The organism is Rhodococcus sp. Eu-32, assembly GCF_003336925.1.
GTDB lineage: Bacteria > Actinomycetota > Actinomycetes > Mycobacteriales > Mycobacteriaceae > Rhodococcoides > Rhodococcoides kyotonensis_B.
Genome location: NZ_QGNK01000016.1, coordinates 47,596 through 62,745 on the forward strand (window position 1 = coordinate 47,596; position 15,150 = coordinate 62,745).

Genomic DNA, 15,150 nt, shown 5'->3' on the forward strand with positions numbered 1-15,150 from the left:
CGATGACCTCCAACTGGATCATCTCTGCCGAAATCGGAAATGCGTCAATCCTGACCATCTCGAGCCAGTAACCCCTATGGAGAACATCCTGCGAGGAGAGAGCTTTAGCGCCATGAACGCCAAGAAAACGCATTGCATTCATGGCCACGAGTTCAGTGCGGCGAACACGAGAATTTACTACCACGCCGGGCGGCCGCATCGAGCCTGTCGGCATTGCGCCCGGAATAGAACACAGACTGCGAAGGCGGGAAAAGCATGACCGTGACCGTCATTACTTGCAGAGGCATTTCGGAAAAGGTGGGCCAGAACATGCTCACCGACGTCGTCAAGCGCCTGGACCCGAGCAAGTTCCGTGTCCGCGAACTCGACTACTCGGCTTCGTACGGCCAAGTCGGCGGCAACGAGGCGTTCGGAATCTCGCAGGCGTCGGGCCGAAACATGCTCCTGTCGATGATCGACCAAGACCCGAACCCTGTCGTCCTGCTGGGCTTCTCGGCCGGGGCGAAACTTGCTGGGGATGTCGCTGCTGAGATCGCTGGCGGCCGCCACCCGCGCCTGCTCGTCCTCGGCTGCGGCCTGATCGCCGACCCCGCTCGCCATGGCGGCCAGATCGTCGGCCAGGACCGCGGCGGCTACGGCATCACCGGAAATCGCTGGATCGGAACCGCCAAATTCCCGGTGTGGCAGTTCTCGGCGCCAGGCGACCCGATCTCGGAACTCCCAGCAGGAAATCCGCTCCGCACGTTCGCCGACCTCACCGAATACTGGGGTCCGGATCAGGCGCGCTGGATGCAGGAACTCGCCGACCGTGCAGCACGGCGGCAGTGGCAGCGCTGGTGGTCGATCGAGAACTGGCGCACCTGGTCGGGCGCCCTCGACTGGACCGGTAATTACCTGTACCGGCAACGCCACATCCGCTACGCCGTCGAAAACATGGCCGGCGAAAACATCACCTACACAGCGCGACTCGCGCAACTGGTTGGGGGTCTGGCATGACCGCTGATGTGTCACCCGAAGCCATCATCGCGGAGCACCGACCGTGCCCGTGGGTTCACAAGGATGTGCCCTGCGCATACCCTGCGGGCCACGAAGGACGGCATAGCGGTCGCGAGCATGACCATCACGTTCGCATCACCGAGAGCGGGATCGAGTTCTTCTGCACAGGCGACCGGATCTCGAGATGCCACCAGTATCCAGACTGTGACTGCGAGGCATGGGACAACGATCACGAAGCCGAGTATGGGCATCCATTCGTCGCGCACGACGAGTGCTGGATGCAGGCATGGTTCGACAACGACTGCGTATGCCCGAGCCACGACTGCCTGGACGAACACGAAGGCGAATACAAGCCAGGAATGTGGGGACCGGTGACGGCTTCGTTTAACGAGGACTACGTCGAGTGGGAGTTCATCGATCCGACGAGAGGGGCTGCGTCATGACCGAAGTCGAGATCATCGCGGAGGTGGCCCGTGGTCTCGCGGACGCGGCTGACGACGGATGCTTCGACAACCCGCCGTGCTGCGACGAACCGCCGTGCAGTGACTCGTGCAGTACCGATCTCGACGAGTGGCATTCCGGCGAGGAAGACCGCGAGTGGTGGACGAAGCTCGCACGCGCCGGGGTGTCTCGGTTGCGGGACGCCGGACACCCCATCGTGCCCAGCGTCGAACCCACGCCCGATCCTGACTGCGGTCAGGTGTGGCTCGCGGGCACACGATCCGATGGATTCCACCTCACCACCGAACCGGGCCGTATCTGGGACTTCGGCGGCAACGAGTACACCGTCGACGAAGCCCGCTCCTACGCCGCCGCGATGTTGTCTGCCGCCGCTGCTGCTTCGCCTACCGCGCAGGAGGAATCGTGAGTTACTCACTGGACGTATCGGGAGCGATCCCGTTCGAGTCGAGCATCGAGGTCACGGACGCGCAGCTCGACGTGATGAAAGCGCACGGCGTCGACGTCCTCGAAGAGTCCAACGTCGAACGGTTCTACCGGAAGCACGTCGGCGAACGAGTCGACGGCGTGTACTTCCTGTCGCTGGCGGACATCGCCGACGAATGGAACACCCGGCACGAAGTCGAAATCGATGAGTTCTGGGTCAACGGCGAACCGCCCGAACGGTTCTGGCCGGACGAGGAGGACAAGCTTCCCCTCCCCGCCCCTTCCGTGCAGGACGGTGAGTGATGGCCCGCAATAAGTACGCCTACCTGTGCACGGCGTGCGAGCATCTCGCGTCACGGCACTTTCTGAACCACGACGCCGTGACGGTGCACGGTCCGTACACGTGCTCGCACCGCGACTGCGACTGTGTCATCACACAGTCCACCCCGACGCGCGGCATCGACAAACGCGTCTACGACAAGCTGTTTGCGCCCACGCTCGACGAATACGACATCCCAACCAAGGACGGTGAGTGATGGCTGCAAGGTGCCCGAACTGTTCGACTACCGCGCCGTGCATGTGCGGATTCGTAATGGGCGCACCTGCGGCGCAAAAGCACATCTGCGGGTGCGGCACACATTTCGACGAGGACCGGTGGACGTCAGTCACCGACTCGCAGTGCGACTTCCACGCCACCCACTACCCGGATCCCGCGCCTGTTTCCGCACAGGAGAACACCAATGACTGACAACGCAATCGGGACCGTCCTCGACATGGGCGCACCCGAACCAGCAGACAACGTCATCGCCGTTGAGTCGATCGAGTTCGACGACATCGACGAGTACGACAGCGGCGTGGCGCTCACGTTCGGCCGCACACGCAACAGCAATGAGTGGAAGGGCTACCTGTTCGGCGGAAAGGTCTACTACCGCTGGGATGAACTGGTGCGCCGATTCGGACCCGTCCGCATCTCCGCTCTCGCTGCTGTGCCTGCTGCTGGGGAGGAGAGCTGATGCTGCCAGTTGGAACCATCGTCCACTTCATTCCAATCGAGGGCGTCTGCGCACTGCCGCTAGCAGCAATCATCGTTGGAAACTCGGACATCACTGCGTCTGCCATTACTGACAAAGTGGCGTTGTGTGTGTTGCAACTCGACGGTTTATATTTTGCAGAGAATGTGCCGCATTCGGTCGACCCCCTTCCAGGGCATTGGACCGAAATCTCGCAGTTCAAATCTGTCGATATGACGTCCAGTAATTCTGCTACTGGGGAGGTGACGACATGAGCGACATCAATGCACTCTGCTCATGCGGTCACGAGATGTTCATGCACTGCTTCAACCACGGACCGTGCACTGACATGGTGGACGACGCGTGGTCGCCTGACTGCAAGTGCGGCAACTTCTGGCCGGCCGAACCCGAGGGTGGTGTGTGAGCGTGGAAACCGACCTCACCGCACTACTGCGAGAACACCGAATGTGCTCCGTCTCAATCTGGGTCGAAGGACCCGAGCGCCACTACTGCTCATGCCGCAAGTGGAGTTCGACCGCCAATGCACACCTGCACGGCCACGACGAGTTCGTTGTCCACCTGGCTTCTGTGGTGTCGGCGGCATACACCCTCACACCGAAAGCCGATCCGACGTGACCCTCTATGTCCTCGCGGGCCTGGCGATCGCATTCGCGGTCGTCGGCCTCGCCCGCGCACTACGCGAACCCGACGTCGTTCGCGCGCAGCAGTATCCGCTCGGGAGCGCCGAGCGCAGGAGTTTGGAAGGAGGAGTACATGGCACGTGAATTCGGGAAGCTCTGGTTCGTGATGTTCCAGGACGACGACTTCTGCGCACAGCCATTGCTCGACAAGATGGTTTACGTTGCCCTACTGGGTCTGCCATCGGTCAACTATGCGGGTCTCACACCGCTGTCGATGAAGCGGTTGAAGAAGGCGTGCGCGCCGGCGACCGAGCTCGAGATCAAGGCCGCGCTGGTCCGTCTCGAACGCAAACGCTACGTCTTCACCGACAGCGAATCCGAGGAGCAATTGATCCGCACATTCATCCGAAACGACGAGGTTTGGAAGCAGCCGAACATGATGATTTCAGCCCTCAGATCGGCCGGTTTGGTCGAGTCCAGGAAGCTCGCGAGCGTGCTTTCCGAGGAGCTCGACCGGGTCGACATGCCGACGAGCGCCAAGCCGTTGCAGCAAAAGAAGCTCGACGACGCTCATTCGTTCGCCGAATCGCGTCTGAACTCGCTGGTCAAAGGGGTCGGGAAAGACTTCCCGGAACCCTTCGCCGAAGACTTCCCGAAAGGGTTACCGGAAGTCTTTGCGCGACCTGGGGAAATGGAAGTCTTCCCGGAAGTCTTAGCGAAAGACTTACCGGAAGACACAGTTGTAGTTGCCGTTGCAGTTGAAAGCTCTTCCCTCGAAAAACGAAGTTTTAAAGAGGGGGCTTACGTAAATCCGGAAGGTTGCTTGCGCGAGGCGTCGCGCCAAGAGATCCCCCCATCGAAATTCTGCGAGAAACACCCAGCCGGAACAACCGACCCATGCCGACCATGCGGCGCGGCGAGGGCCGCACACGCCGAATTCATGGCGGACAAGCTTCGCACCACCCAGCTCGCGCAATCCCGGGAAACGCGGGAGCGCATGGAACTCCGGCTCATCGCGATCGCCGAATGCGACCTCTGCGACGAGAGCGGTTACGTCGGCATGACCCCGTGCGATCACAACCCACACCAAGCTGAAACCAACCGGGCCGGCATCGAACGGGCACGCGCAGCACTGGCGAAAGCGAGCGGCGAATGATCTTCACGATCGAGCTCCCGTGGACGACCCCGCCGCTGTCGATGAACGACCGAGGCGCATCCGTCCAAGCCGCACGAGCAAAAGCCGCTCAGATCGCTCAGATTCGCTCAGATGTCTACGTCCTAGCCCGGAGTGTCAAGTTGCCCCGAAACGCGGGCCACGCGGTCGTACAGCTCCACTATCGGCCCGGAACGAACGCACGCCGCGACACCGACAATCTCGTCGCGACCCTCAAACCGATCTGCGACGGACTCGCAGCCGACACGACACACCGAACCGGATACGGACTCGTACCCGACGACACCCCGCAGTTCATGTCCAAGCCCGAGCCGATCATCCACCAGCACCGCAAAGGTCACGCGCGCATGTGGCTCGAAATCACCGTTCTCGACGAGCCGAAGGAGCTACCCGCGTGAACGAGAATCCGATCGACAACGAGAGTCAGTTCATCGTTCCGGTCGATAGCCCGCTGGGTCAGTGGTTACTCAATGGCCACGGGACGTATCACGTGACCGATGGACCACTGATCGTCGGCGAGGAGAAGGCGCTACGCGGCCTGCCGTTCGCGCATTCCACCGACGAGCCCGAACCGCAGACGACGCAGCAGCGTGCACTGCCGAAACCGTCGACGACACCGCCGATGTGGGCCAACGACCCCGCCAGATCGCGGCGGCCGAAACGACGCAAGAACCAACCGACCAGGCAGGGGATCGCATGAAGACCTGGAGCGAAATGACCTACCGCGAACAGCGTGAATCTCTCGGGCTCTGGCAGCCGTCGCTCGGCTTCCTCATCGAGAGAATGGGTCACGATCTGGCGAGGACATACGGGCCGATGTTCGAGCGCGTCGGACTCCTGTTCCGCGACAACATGCCTGACATCCAGGCGGCGTACGCGCTGGCAGGTGCCAAGTGAGCCGCACTGTGAGCGTCGAGATCCCCGGCCCGCCCGCACCTCCGCCCGGATGGAAGACGCACTCGGTCGCCGAATACGTCGACCTCATCGCGAAGGCCTTCGACGAAGCGCGAGACCTGGAGTGCGACCGCGTGATCGCCGAGGCCCAGGCGCGGATTGACGCACGCAAGAGCGAGCTGGAGGGGACGCCTGAACTTGCCGAGCGCGACGGGCGGATGTCCGCGCGAAAGGACGAATCATGAACGAAACCATCGGGCAGTTGCCTGCGAAGTGGCGCGCTCGCGCGGAGGGTGAGCCCGACGCGGGATACCAGTGCGCACTCGGGAACTGCGCGGACGAACTCGACGAGGCGCTGAAAGTCACCGGCGAGAACATCATTGCCACATTCAAAGCGTTGGGAGATGCACTGTGAGCACCGTGAACGAACGCGCTGTGAGGCGCATCGGCAAGCAGCGCGTCGAGCGACAGTGGGCCGCGGTAGCCCGTAACTCGTCCGCCATCCTGATGCCCACAGGTGCCGACCTTCAGGTCAACCCTGCGAGCGGCGTCATCTCGCTCCCGGAGTCCGGAGGTCTCTGGTGGCCAGGCCCGGTGGCGGATCGTGTCGACCTCGAAGCCTGGGGCGATCCGATTGTCGACCGCCGCAAGGCCGAGTCCAAGACCGCTCGACCATGGTGGTGGTTCTGGTGACCGACGACCACCTGCTGATTCCGCGGTTCGTACTCACCGCGATGAGCGAAACCCTGCGCAAGATCCCCGATCTCGCGATCGATATCGAGATCACGGCGACGAGGCAGGACCGTCTCGGCTCACGTCAGGGCGGGGGAGGATCACCGCGCGAGAAGGTCTACCCGCTGCCGTTCGACGAGGCCGGCGCCGAAGCGATGTGGATTCTGCACAACGTGCTCACGACGTGGGTGCGGCACGTGCTCGAGTATCGCCAGATGACGTTCCTGCCCGTGGGCTACACGCATCGGCACGGCGAGTTCATCGGACCACTACGGCCGAACGAGCGGCGCGTGCCACCGGGTTACAACGTCGACACGCCCGCATGTCTGGCGAAATGGCTCGACGCACACCTGATTAGCCTCGCGATGACCGAGGGGTGTGAGGAAGCGCCGCACGAGATCAAGGATGCGTACACGCAGGCGTTCGCGTGCACTGATCGGCCGCCTCGTGAGCGGTTCGCGTTCATCACCGACGAGAAGCTGCAGCGAGCGCGCAAGACCAGGCTCAATGCGGCCGGAATCGTCTCACTCGCAAAGGAACTCGGCGGAGCAGTGGAGGGGCTGAACAAGAAGCGGTTCGAGACGCTCCTCGCGGCAGGCATACTCACGCCCGCGCCTGGACCGTGGAGGCCGGACTATCCGACGCTCTACATCGTGGGCGAGGTGTTCGATGCGCACGAGAAGTACCCGTCACGGAAGTCGAGATTGAAGATCAGCGCTTAGCAGGGGATACGCGCTTAAGTGCCTAGTGGACTGGTACGCTTGCGCTGGCGCGAGTGGTGACGATATCCCACAGCGCAAATCCCAATCTTCTCGGTTCAGCGTGAACGCTGGATCTTTTGTCGCTTTCTGCCAGCAAAGCAAGACACCATGGCCCGCGCCAACGGGCACGTCGCGCTGCGCTGAACCGAGACCAGATCATCCAGGGGTGCGACTGGACTGCCGACGTAACCGTCACTGCACACGTGCAACTGCAACGTCGGAACCAACGCACACACGGGTTCTCGTCCAACGGTAGGACGGCGGGTCGCGCCCGTTATTGCAGGTTCGAGTCCTGTATGCCCGACAACGCTTAGGGGTGAGCATGATCGATTGGTTGATCTACAACCTGACCCGATTGATCGTGCGGCTCACCGTGTTACGCCGATAAACGAACGGAGTTGGCATGCAGACAGCAACCGTATCGATCGCGACCAAGCAATGCTCGGCATGCGGCGAACGGAAGCCTCTCGCCGAGTTCTACTTCAATCGACGATTCCAGCGCCATTTCGCTCGATGCAAGCCCTGCCAATCCGCGTACACGCTCAAGCGCTATCACGAACGCAACCCTGGAACAGGGGAGCGCAAGGCGAAGCGTGACGCGAGTAGACGGGCGCAGCTGACAACCCCGCCCGATGTGACGTCCTCGAACACGAGGGAGAGAGGGCTGGGTTGGCAGCATCAACTTCAACGTGAGCGCCTAATAGAAGCGCTCGCAGAAGGTGAGCCATGCTGGTGGTGCGGACAAGAGCTTCACGCCAGCGCTAGCGACAATTGGGATGGCCGCAGCCTAGAAGCGGATCACAGCGTGCCGCGTGCGCACGGTGGGATCATTGCGGATCGTCTTCTACACATGCGATGCAACCGCGCTCGCGGCAACGGTGAGCGTGACCATCTGCGTCCTGCCATCTTTCTGCAGCGCGAGACGTAAGCGCACTTATGGCTGGACCTGCCCAATCGAGACATGAGCGCGGGTATGGGTACGCGCACGTCAAGGCCCGAGACGCTCTACTGCGTGACCTCGTTGATGGCACGCCCTGCTATTGGTGCGAGCTGGACCTCTTTCGAAATCCCGAATCGAACTGGGACAAGTCACCGCTAGCGGCTGACCACTCGGATGAACGGGCCGCCGACGGCGGCAAGGCTGACAGACTCCTTCACCTGCGCTGCAACTCACAGCGCCAAGACGGCTCGCGCGACGACGAACGACCCGCCGTCACCGGTATCCCGCCGTGGGAATGGGGCGCGACGCCGGGCCTGAGTCCAACGCAGAAGCCTGAACAATTGGGCGACGACATGGACATCGGAACGACCTGGTTCGACTGGCCAGAGCTCGACTGACACCCCCTCGCTTTTTCTTCAGGGTGGGGGGTGCTTCGGGACCGCCGCAGTCCCCATCCCTTTTTTTACGGCCGGCCTCAATCGCCCCAGCGAAGTAGGGGTCGAGCTAGTCAGCGACCGCGCCGAAGGAAGTCCTCAAGGCTGAAATCCGAGCTCGCTGTGGACAGCGTCGGACGTGTCGAGGGGGTGCTCCTGGTGCTCTTGGTCGGGCGAGTGCTTCTCGTGCTCTTGGTCGGTGAGGTGTGAACAGTCGTCGGGCAAGCTTGACGATTGAACCCAACTCGATGCCCGCGAAGATCGAAGATGATGCCGCGTACAAACCAGCCGAGATGCGATCCGTTCCATCCGTAGACGCGATCGTCGACGAGATAACACTGGGGAGTTCCTGACCAGCTGTAGATCGCCCCATCGTCGACGATGTATGCGACGGGCCTGCCATTTCGCTCGTAGAGCGTCGTCTGATCCATCGGGCCATTCTCGCCGGTCTTCAGTTCGCGAAGCGTCGTATTTCGCTGCGGGCGTAACCGTTCGAGCTAGCAGGGGGGTGTCGCTGCGATGGACGAAATCGACGCCCTCGACTACCCCGGTCGCGCCCTCTACGACGCGCTGCACCGCCCCACGGACTCGTACGACATCACGTCACTGACGATTGAGGCGGCGAGAGTCAAGGATCGACTCGACAAGCTCGATCTGGTCCTACGCGGCGACGTCGACACGTGGGCAGTTCTCGTACACGACCTGCGCACCCAGGACTACGAGCTGCGCATCAACAACGCGGCCGCCGAAGCGCGACAACAGGCCTCGGTGCTACGCCAGCTCATCTCCGAGATCCGCAAACAGCAAGGCGACGGCGGTGAACCGCCGAAGGCCGAAGAGGACGGCCTCGATGATCTGTGAGGAGTTCCCCACCCTCGAAGGGCGGCAGGAACCGCACGAAGAATCCATTTTCCCCGGCGATCTGACGCATGCAGGCAAGGCGATCGAGCTTGCTCGACGGGCCGGCGCGATCTCGATGCCGTGGCAGAAGCGCGCTCAGAACGCCATCCTCTCGACGACGCCAGCTGGACGATGGACGCACTCGGATTGCTGCCTGATCATCCCGCGCCAGAACGGCAAGTCGGAGATCCTTATTCTCCGCTGCCTATACGGGCTGTTCAAGCTTGGCGAGACTATCCTCTACACGGCGCAGCGCTGGAAGACGGCGCGCGACGGCTGGAAACGGCTGATGTCGATCATCAAGTCGCGGTCCTGGCTGAGCAAGCGCGTCACCCGTGCAACGTGCTCGCAGGGTGAAGGCGTCATCGAGATCAACGGCGGCGCAGGTGAACCGAACGGAGCGTCGATCTCGTTCGGCACCCGCTCGAACGACACCGGTCGAGGTCTGACCAAGGTCGATCTCATCATCTACGACGAGGCATACAACCTCACCGACGGTGAGATCTCGGCCATGTCGTTCACGCAGATGGCCGCCGACAACCCGCAGACGATCTACGCGTCGAGTGCGGTGAACAAGGACGAGCATCCGAACGGCGCGGTGCTGGCCGCGGTGCGAATCCGAGGCCTGAGTCGCGAGCCGGACCTGTACTTCGCCGAGTACATGGCGCCCGAGGGCATGCCGCACGACTCCGAGGAGACGTGGAAGTACGCCAACCCGTCATACGGCGTGGTGCAGACGGCAGGCAAGATCCGCAAGATCATGCGCGGTCTGTCGACGCCGGCCGGACGCAAGGGATTCGGCGTCGAGGCACTCGGCCGCGGCGATTGGCCCGTTGCCGATGCCGCACCGCAGTGGTCGGTCATCAACGAGGACGACTGGAACGGCCTGAAGGTCTACGAGAAGCCCGAATTCGTAGGCCCAAAGGCGATCGGCGTCGACAGGACGATGGATCGCGCGCTGTGGTGCATCGCCGCAGCGCAGCGGACAACCGAGGGCCGAATCCACGTCGAAGTCGGCTACTTTCGGCCGTCGACACAGGCTGGAATGGTCTCGAATCTGGCGAATCTCGTCGGGATTTGGGACCCCTGCGCCACCGGAACCGACGGAAAATCGCCGTCGACCGTCCTTGAACCGCTACTGGCCGCGCCTGGTACCGATATCGAGCTGTCGAAGTCGAATACCGGTCAGATCGCGGTTGCATGCACAGGAATGCTCGACGACATCGAGTCGGGGGTGCTCTCGCTCGCCGATCAGCCCGCGCTCAACGCGTCCGCCGAGGGCGCGGTCAAGCGGGAACTGCCCGGGGGCGATTGGGTCTGGTCGAAACGCGGCGAGGCGCAGATCGCACCACTCAATGCCATTACGCACGCCAGATGGGCGCTCCTGACATTCGAATCACGCTGGTCCGGACCGCCGGTAGCACCCGCGTGGGACCGAGAAGCGCAACCCGACAACCGTTTCGGCGGCGGGGCGTGGCACACGAACCCCAATGACTTCGATGCCCTCGCAGTCGGATTCTGAAAGGCGGTGACCAATGGTCGACATCGTCGTGCCGTCGCGCGAAACCGGTTACGTCACCGATCAGGCCACGGCGCTGCAGCTCTGGAACGACGACGAGGAACTGGTCGAACTTCAGTGGCCGCAGTGCAACCGCGTCTACAGCCGAATGATGAAGGAGGACGGCCGAGTGTCGTCCGTTCTCCAGGCGATCGGCCTGCCGATTCGCAGCGCGAACTGGTGGATCGACCCGAACGGAGCCCGCGACGAGGTCACCGAAGACGTCGCGCGCAACCTTGGGCTGCCGATTCTCGGGTCCGAGCCCGATTCGTTGCCGCGCACGAAGGGCCGATTCTCGTGGGCGCAGCACCTGCAGACCGTTCTGCTGATGCTGCCGTACGGGCACAGCTACTTCGAGCAGGTGTACTCGATCAACGAAGACGGCACTCGGGCTCGGCTGCACAAGCTCGCACCGCGTCCGCAGAAGACGATCTCGGACATCCTGGTCGCCCTCGATGGCGGACTCGAAGCGATCGAACAGTACGCCCCGGCGAGCACCAAGCGCGTGGTCTACGGACTCGGCAAGGTCAAGATTCCGGTCTCTCGGCTGGTGGCCTACGTCCGAGATCCGGAACCCGGCGACTGGAAGGGTAGCTCGATCCTGCGACCGGCCTATAAGCACTGGCTGCTTAAGGACGAGTACCTGCGCCTGCAGGCCGCAACGGCTCGTCGAAACGGCATGGGCGTGCCCGTGGGCACCGCGGCGACCAAGAACGACGACGAGGTCAAACACATGCAGGACCTCGCGTCGAGCTATCGCGGCGGAATGTCCTCGGGCGTCGGTCTCGCGCCCGGTCAGACGCTCGAACTGAAGGGCGTCTCGGGAAACCTGCCCGACATGCAGGCCGCAATCAACTACCACGACAAGTCGATTGCGCTCGCAGGCCTCGCCCACTTCCTGAACCTCGATCGCGGCGGCTCGTACGCGCTCGCGTCAGTCCTCGCTGACCCGTTCGCTCAGTCCGTCCAGGCGCTCGGAGAGTTCATCCGCGACGTCTCCAACGCGCACGTCGTCGAGGACCTGGTCGATCTCAACTTCGGCGAGGACGAGCCCGCGCCGCGAATCGTGTTCGACGAGATCGGTTCTCGTCAGGACGCGACTGCAGCAGCGCTCGGAACCCTGGTGCAGAACGGACTCCTCGAGCCCGATGACGACCTGAAGATCGCGCTGCGGCAGAAGTTCGGGCTCACCGCACCCGATCCCGACAGCGCCGATCGGGCGCCCGACACCGCCGAAGGGGTGGACGAGTGAACATCCGAAACGGCATGGGAGTGCCGACGAACACCTCGGCGAAGAAGCGGGACTGGTACCGCATTCAGAACAAGGCCGACGACGACGGACCCGCCGAGATCTACATCTACGACGAGATCGGCGAATCGTTTTGGGGCGGAATCAGTGCCAACCAGTTCGCGCGAGACCTCGCCGAGATCACGGCGGACGAGATCACGGTCCACATCAACTCACCCGGCGGATTCGCCTACGACGGCATCGCGATTCTGAACGCGCTGCGCGGACACAAGGCAAAGGTCACCACCATCGTCGACGGCCTCGCCGCGAGCGCCGCATCGATGATCGCAATGGCGGGTGAGACGGTCGTGATGAATCGCAACAGCCAGATGATGATTCACGACCCCAACGGCGTCTGTGTCGGCAACCCGAAGGACATGGCCGACTACGCGGCGTACCTCGACAAGATGGGCGAGAACATCGCCAGCATCTACGCCGAACGCGCAGGCGGCGAAAACGCCGAGTGGCGCAGCGCCATGCAGGCCGAAACCTGGTACTCCGCCGAGGAAGCCGTCGAAGCTGGCCTCGCGGACCGCGTCGAGGGAACCGACGCCGACGCCGACAAGGCGACCAACAAGTTCGACCTGACCATCTTCAACTACGCGGGACGACACGCGGCGCCCAAGCCGGCGAACCTCGCCACCCGCCCCAAGAATTCCTCTGCCACCGAGGCCGGGGACGCAGGAAAGGAGGGCACTGTGCCCACTCTTAAGGAAGGCCTCGCTGAACGCTTCGGATTCGACGCCGATGCTGACGACGAGACCGTACTCTCGGCCGTCGACGAGGCGCTCGCAGAGCAGACATCCGACGCCGGCAGTGACACCACCGGCGAGCCGACGCCGTCGCAGGTGTCGAACTACGCGCGCAAGCACGGCCTGACGATCATCGACCAGGCTCAGTACGACGAGGTCGTCGCATCCGCCAGCCAGGGACGCGAAGCCCGCGCCCAGCAGTTGCGCGACGCCGACGAGGCGCTCGTGACCAACGCGATCAAGGACGGCCGCATCGCTCCCGCTCGCCGCGAGCACTGGCTCACCGCACTGGCCGCCGACCGCGACGGCGCAACCCAGGTCCTCGACAGTCTCGAGAAGGGTCTGGTTCCCGTCGCCGAGCTCGGTCACGGGCAGAACGAGTCGACTGACGTCGACGAGGTCACGAACATTCGCGAGAGCGATGCCTACAAGGGTCTGGAGGGCTTCTGATGCCGGGAATTACCGTCAAGTTCGACAAGGGTCGGATCACCCACACGGCCGAGGCGCCGATCGTCGGCGGCCAGGTCGTCCACCCGGGCACGGGACCGCGGAGCGCCGTCCCCGCAACCGCAGACTCCGAGAAGGTTCTCGGCGTAGCGCTGACCGACGCCGCGCCGAAGGCAGCACCCGCACCCGGCGTGCTGTACGTCGGCACCGATCAGGTCGCGGTCGCATCCGCGCCTGCCGTGGTGCCGATCAAGTCCAACGGCTCCGCGAATCCGGGCGATCTCGTCGTCGCACACACCGCAGGCGCGGTGAAGAAGGCGTCCGAGACGGCGAAGGTCACCCAGATCGTGGGCCGCGTCATCGAAAAGAACACCGACGCGGACAACACGGTCCTCGTCCGATTGGGAGGCTGATTCATGGCTAGCACGAAGTCGACCGTCTCGATCGACGACGGCCGAAACATCACCGTCGATCAGATCATGGGGAATCCGAAGGCGATTCCCCAGCGCGTCATCGACCTGGTTCGCGACAACATCATCGGCGAAGCGATGTTCCGCAACGCCGGCAACCCCGGCAGCCTGTTGGTGCAGTTCGAGCGCTCGGTACCGCTGTTCCTCGACGGTAACCCCGAGGCCGTCGCCGAGTTCGGCGAGATCCCGGTGTTCGACCTGGGCGAGGGTCTGCCCGAGGTCGCTCGCGGCGTCAAGACCGCTGCGGCGGTGCGTGTCTCGCGCGAGATGCGTGACTTCAACCAGATCGACAAGGTTCGCAAGCAGATTACCGCAGTCTCGAACACGGTGATCCAGGCGAACGATCTGGCATTCCGCGACGCGCTGGAATCTGCCTCGGTGCCCGAGGTTGCAGCGACCGCCGAATGGGAGGACGCGACCAGCAAGATCCGCTCGGACGTCAAGGAAGCCGCCAAGCTCATCGCGAGCACGGTCCACAACGGCGACCCGACCAAGCCCAAGGGGTTCCGTCCCGACACCCTCGTCCTGAACAGCTCCGTGCTGTACGACTTCATGGACAACGAGGAGTTCAACAAGATCTACGTCGGCAACGTCGCAGACAAGTCGATCACCTACACGGGCCTGCTCCCGAACAAGGTGCTCAACCTGAACGTGCTGCACTCGCCGCTGTGGCCGCTCGATCGTGGCCTGGTGTGCCAGCGCGGAATCACCGGCTTCTACGCCGATCCTCGCCCGCTCGAAGGCACCGGCACGTACCCCGAGGGCGGCGGCCCCAACGGCGGACCGACCGAGTCGTGGCGTTCGGACACCACGCAGATCCGCATGATCGGCGTGGACGAGCCCGAGTCCGCTTGCTGGATCACGGGGATCGCCTGATGTCCGGGGCGTACGTCGTCACGGCGTCACTGTGGAAGGACGCGGAGGGCGTTCGGCACCGGAAGGGCTCGCTGCTCGATCCGCCAGCCGACCAGGTCGCTCGCTTGCTTCGCGCCGGGGCGATCAAGCTCGCCGACGACGTCGAGGATGACTCGACCGACCAGGGCGATGCCGAGGCCCAGAAGAAGGCCGAGGCCGAGCGTGTCGCCGCCGAACAGGAAGCGGCTCGCAAGGTGATCGAGCAGGGCAAGGTTCCGCCGCGTCCGAAGGCGACCGCCACCGAGCCTGCGTGGGAGAAGTACGCAACCCTGCGCGGCATCGATACCACCGGCCTGGACAAGGATCAGCTGATCGCGGCTGTCGACAAGCTGGACGCCAAGTAGGAGGTGGGC

23 protein-coding genes and 1 tRNA gene are annotated in these 15,150 nt (G+C 63.3%); all 24 read left to right on the forward strand.

Annotated features, from left to right (window positions below; all coding sequences use genetic code 11):
* Positions 1 to 255: 255 nt before the first annotated feature.
* Positions 256 to 996: an alpha/beta fold hydrolase gene (locus DK926_RS18840; protein ID WP_114331675.1), complete on the forward strand. Its 741-nt coding sequence runs from the start codon at positions 256 to 258 to the stop codon at positions 994 to 996.
* The gene (locus tag DK926_RS18845; RefSeq protein ID WP_243636896.1) at positions 993 to 1,439 is read left to right on the forward strand and encodes a hypothetical protein; all 447 of its coding nucleotides are present in this window, start codon (positions 993 to 995) and stop codon (positions 1,437 to 1,439) included. The genes DK926_RS18840 and DK926_RS18845 overlap by 4 nt, the downstream gene beginning before the upstream one ends.
* Entirely contained in the window at positions 1,436 to 1,864 is a 429-nt protein-coding gene (locus tag DK926_RS18850; protein WP_114331676.1) for a hypothetical protein, read from the forward strand. The genes DK926_RS18845 and DK926_RS18850 overlap by 4 nt, the downstream gene beginning before the upstream one ends.
* A complete protein-coding gene (locus tag DK926_RS18855; RefSeq protein WP_114331677.1) occupies positions 1,861 to 2,184 on the forward strand; it encodes a hypothetical protein in 324 nt (107 codons plus the stop codon). Before DK926_RS18850 ends, DK926_RS18855 begins: the two co-directional genes overlap by 4 nt.
* On the forward strand, positions 2,184 to 2,417 hold the full coding sequence (locus tag DK926_RS18860) for a hypothetical protein (protein ID WP_114331678.1): 234 nt from the start codon (positions 2,184 to 2,186) through the stop codon (positions 2,415 to 2,417). The genes DK926_RS18855 and DK926_RS18860 overlap by 1 nt, the downstream gene beginning before the upstream one ends.
* 204 nt (positions 2,418 to 2,621) lie before the next feature.
* Positions 2,622 to 2,894 carry a hypothetical protein gene (locus DK926_RS18865; protein WP_114331679.1) on the forward strand — a complete coding sequence of 91 codons (273 nt, stop codon included), beginning with the start codon at positions 2,622 to 2,624 and terminating at the stop codon, positions 2,892 to 2,894.
* Positions 2,894 to 3,166 carry a hypothetical protein gene (locus DK926_RS26475; RefSeq protein ID WP_125833417.1) on the forward strand — a complete coding sequence of 91 codons (273 nt, stop codon included), beginning with the start codon at positions 2,894 to 2,896 and terminating at the stop codon, positions 3,164 to 3,166. The genes DK926_RS18865 and DK926_RS26475 overlap by 1 nt, the downstream gene beginning before the upstream one ends.
* A gap of 357 nt (positions 3,167 to 3,523) precedes the next feature.
* Positions 3,524 to 3,676: a hypothetical protein gene (locus DK926_RS26700; RefSeq protein WP_165839609.1), complete on the forward strand. Its 153-nt coding sequence runs from the start codon at positions 3,524 to 3,526 to the stop codon at positions 3,674 to 3,676.
* Positions 3,666 to 4,688 carry a hypothetical protein gene (locus tag DK926_RS18875; protein ID WP_114331681.1) on the forward strand — a complete coding sequence of 341 codons (1,023 nt, stop codon included), beginning with the start codon at positions 3,666 to 3,668 and terminating at the stop codon, positions 4,686 to 4,688. The genes DK926_RS26700 and DK926_RS18875 overlap by 11 nt, the downstream gene beginning before the upstream one ends.
* Positions 4,685 to 5,104 carry a hypothetical protein gene (locus tag DK926_RS18880; RefSeq protein WP_114331682.1) on the forward strand — a complete coding sequence of 140 codons (420 nt, stop codon included), beginning with the start codon at positions 4,685 to 4,687 and terminating at the stop codon, positions 5,102 to 5,104. The genes DK926_RS18875 and DK926_RS18880 overlap by 4 nt, the downstream gene beginning before the upstream one ends.
* On the forward strand, positions 5,101 to 5,406 hold the full coding sequence (locus tag DK926_RS18885) for a hypothetical protein (RefSeq protein ID WP_114331683.1): 306 nt from the start codon (positions 5,101 to 5,103) through the stop codon (positions 5,404 to 5,406). Before DK926_RS18880 ends, DK926_RS18885 begins: the two co-directional genes overlap by 4 nt.
* Complete coding sequence (locus DK926_RS18890) at positions 5,403 to 5,603, forward strand: hypothetical protein (RefSeq protein ID WP_114331684.1); 201 nt, start codon at positions 5,403 to 5,405, stop codon at positions 5,601 to 5,603. The genes DK926_RS18885 and DK926_RS18890 overlap by 4 nt, the downstream gene beginning before the upstream one ends.
* An 8-nt stretch (positions 5,604 to 5,611) precedes the next feature.
* Positions 5,612 to 5,845: a hypothetical protein gene (locus DK926_RS18895; protein WP_125833418.1), complete on the forward strand. Its 234-nt coding sequence runs from the start codon at positions 5,612 to 5,614 to the stop codon at positions 5,843 to 5,845.
* The gene (locus tag DK926_RS26705; protein ID WP_165839610.1) at positions 5,842 to 6,015 is read left to right on the forward strand and encodes a hypothetical protein; all 174 of its coding nucleotides are present in this window, start codon (positions 5,842 to 5,844) and stop codon (positions 6,013 to 6,015) included. Before DK926_RS18895 ends, DK926_RS26705 begins: the two co-directional genes overlap by 4 nt.
* Entirely contained in the window at positions 6,012 to 6,293 is a 282-nt protein-coding gene (locus tag DK926_RS18900) for a hypothetical protein (protein ID WP_114331686.1), read from the forward strand. Before DK926_RS26705 ends, DK926_RS18900 begins: the two co-directional genes overlap by 4 nt.
* On the forward strand, positions 6,290 to 7,054 hold the full coding sequence (locus DK926_RS18905) for a hypothetical protein (RefSeq protein ID WP_125833419.1): 765 nt from the start codon (positions 6,290 to 6,292) through the stop codon (positions 7,052 to 7,054). Before DK926_RS18900 ends, DK926_RS18905 begins: the two co-directional genes overlap by 4 nt.
* Positions 7,055 to 7,328: 274 nt before the next feature.
* Positions 7,329 to 7,397, forward strand: a tRNA-Ala gene (locus tag DK926_RS18910).
* Positions 7,398 to 8,986: 1,589 nt separating this feature from the next.
* Complete coding sequence (locus DK926_RS18920; RefSeq protein WP_114331688.1) at positions 8,987 to 9,328, forward strand: hypothetical protein; 342 nt, start codon at positions 8,987 to 8,989, stop codon at positions 9,326 to 9,328.
* Positions 9,318 to 10,889, forward strand: a complete 1,572-nt coding sequence (locus DK926_RS18925) for a hypothetical protein (RefSeq protein WP_114331689.1) — start codon at positions 9,318 to 9,320, stop codon at positions 10,887 to 10,889. The genes DK926_RS18920 and DK926_RS18925 overlap by 11 nt, the downstream gene beginning before the upstream one ends.
* 13 nt (positions 10,890 to 10,902) lie before the next feature.
* Entirely contained in the window at positions 10,903 to 12,177 is a 1,275-nt protein-coding gene (locus DK926_RS18930; protein ID WP_243636897.1) for a DUF935 domain-containing protein, read from the forward strand.
* On the forward strand, positions 12,174 to 13,415 hold the full coding sequence (locus DK926_RS18935) for a head maturation protease, ClpP-related (protein ID WP_114331690.1): 1,242 nt from the start codon (positions 12,174 to 12,176) through the stop codon (positions 13,413 to 13,415). Before DK926_RS18930 ends, DK926_RS18935 begins: the two co-directional genes overlap by 4 nt.
* The gene (locus DK926_RS18940; RefSeq protein WP_114331691.1) at positions 13,415 to 13,825 is read left to right on the forward strand and encodes a hypothetical protein; all 411 of its coding nucleotides are present in this window, start codon (positions 13,415 to 13,417) and stop codon (positions 13,823 to 13,825) included. The genes DK926_RS18935 and DK926_RS18940 overlap by 1 nt, the downstream gene beginning before the upstream one ends.
* 3 nt (positions 13,826 to 13,828) lie before the next feature.
* Positions 13,829 to 14,758 (forward strand): hypothetical protein, encoded by a 930-nt coding sequence (locus DK926_RS18945; RefSeq protein ID WP_114331692.1) that lies wholly within the window; start codon positions 13,829 to 13,831, stop codon positions 14,756 to 14,758.
* The gene (locus DK926_RS18950) at positions 14,758 to 15,141 is read left to right on the forward strand and encodes a hypothetical protein (protein WP_114331693.1); all 384 of its coding nucleotides are present in this window, start codon (positions 14,758 to 14,760) and stop codon (positions 15,139 to 15,141) included. Before DK926_RS18945 ends, DK926_RS18950 begins: the two co-directional genes overlap by 1 nt.
* The last annotated feature ends 9 nt before the right edge of the window (positions 15,142 to 15,150 follow it).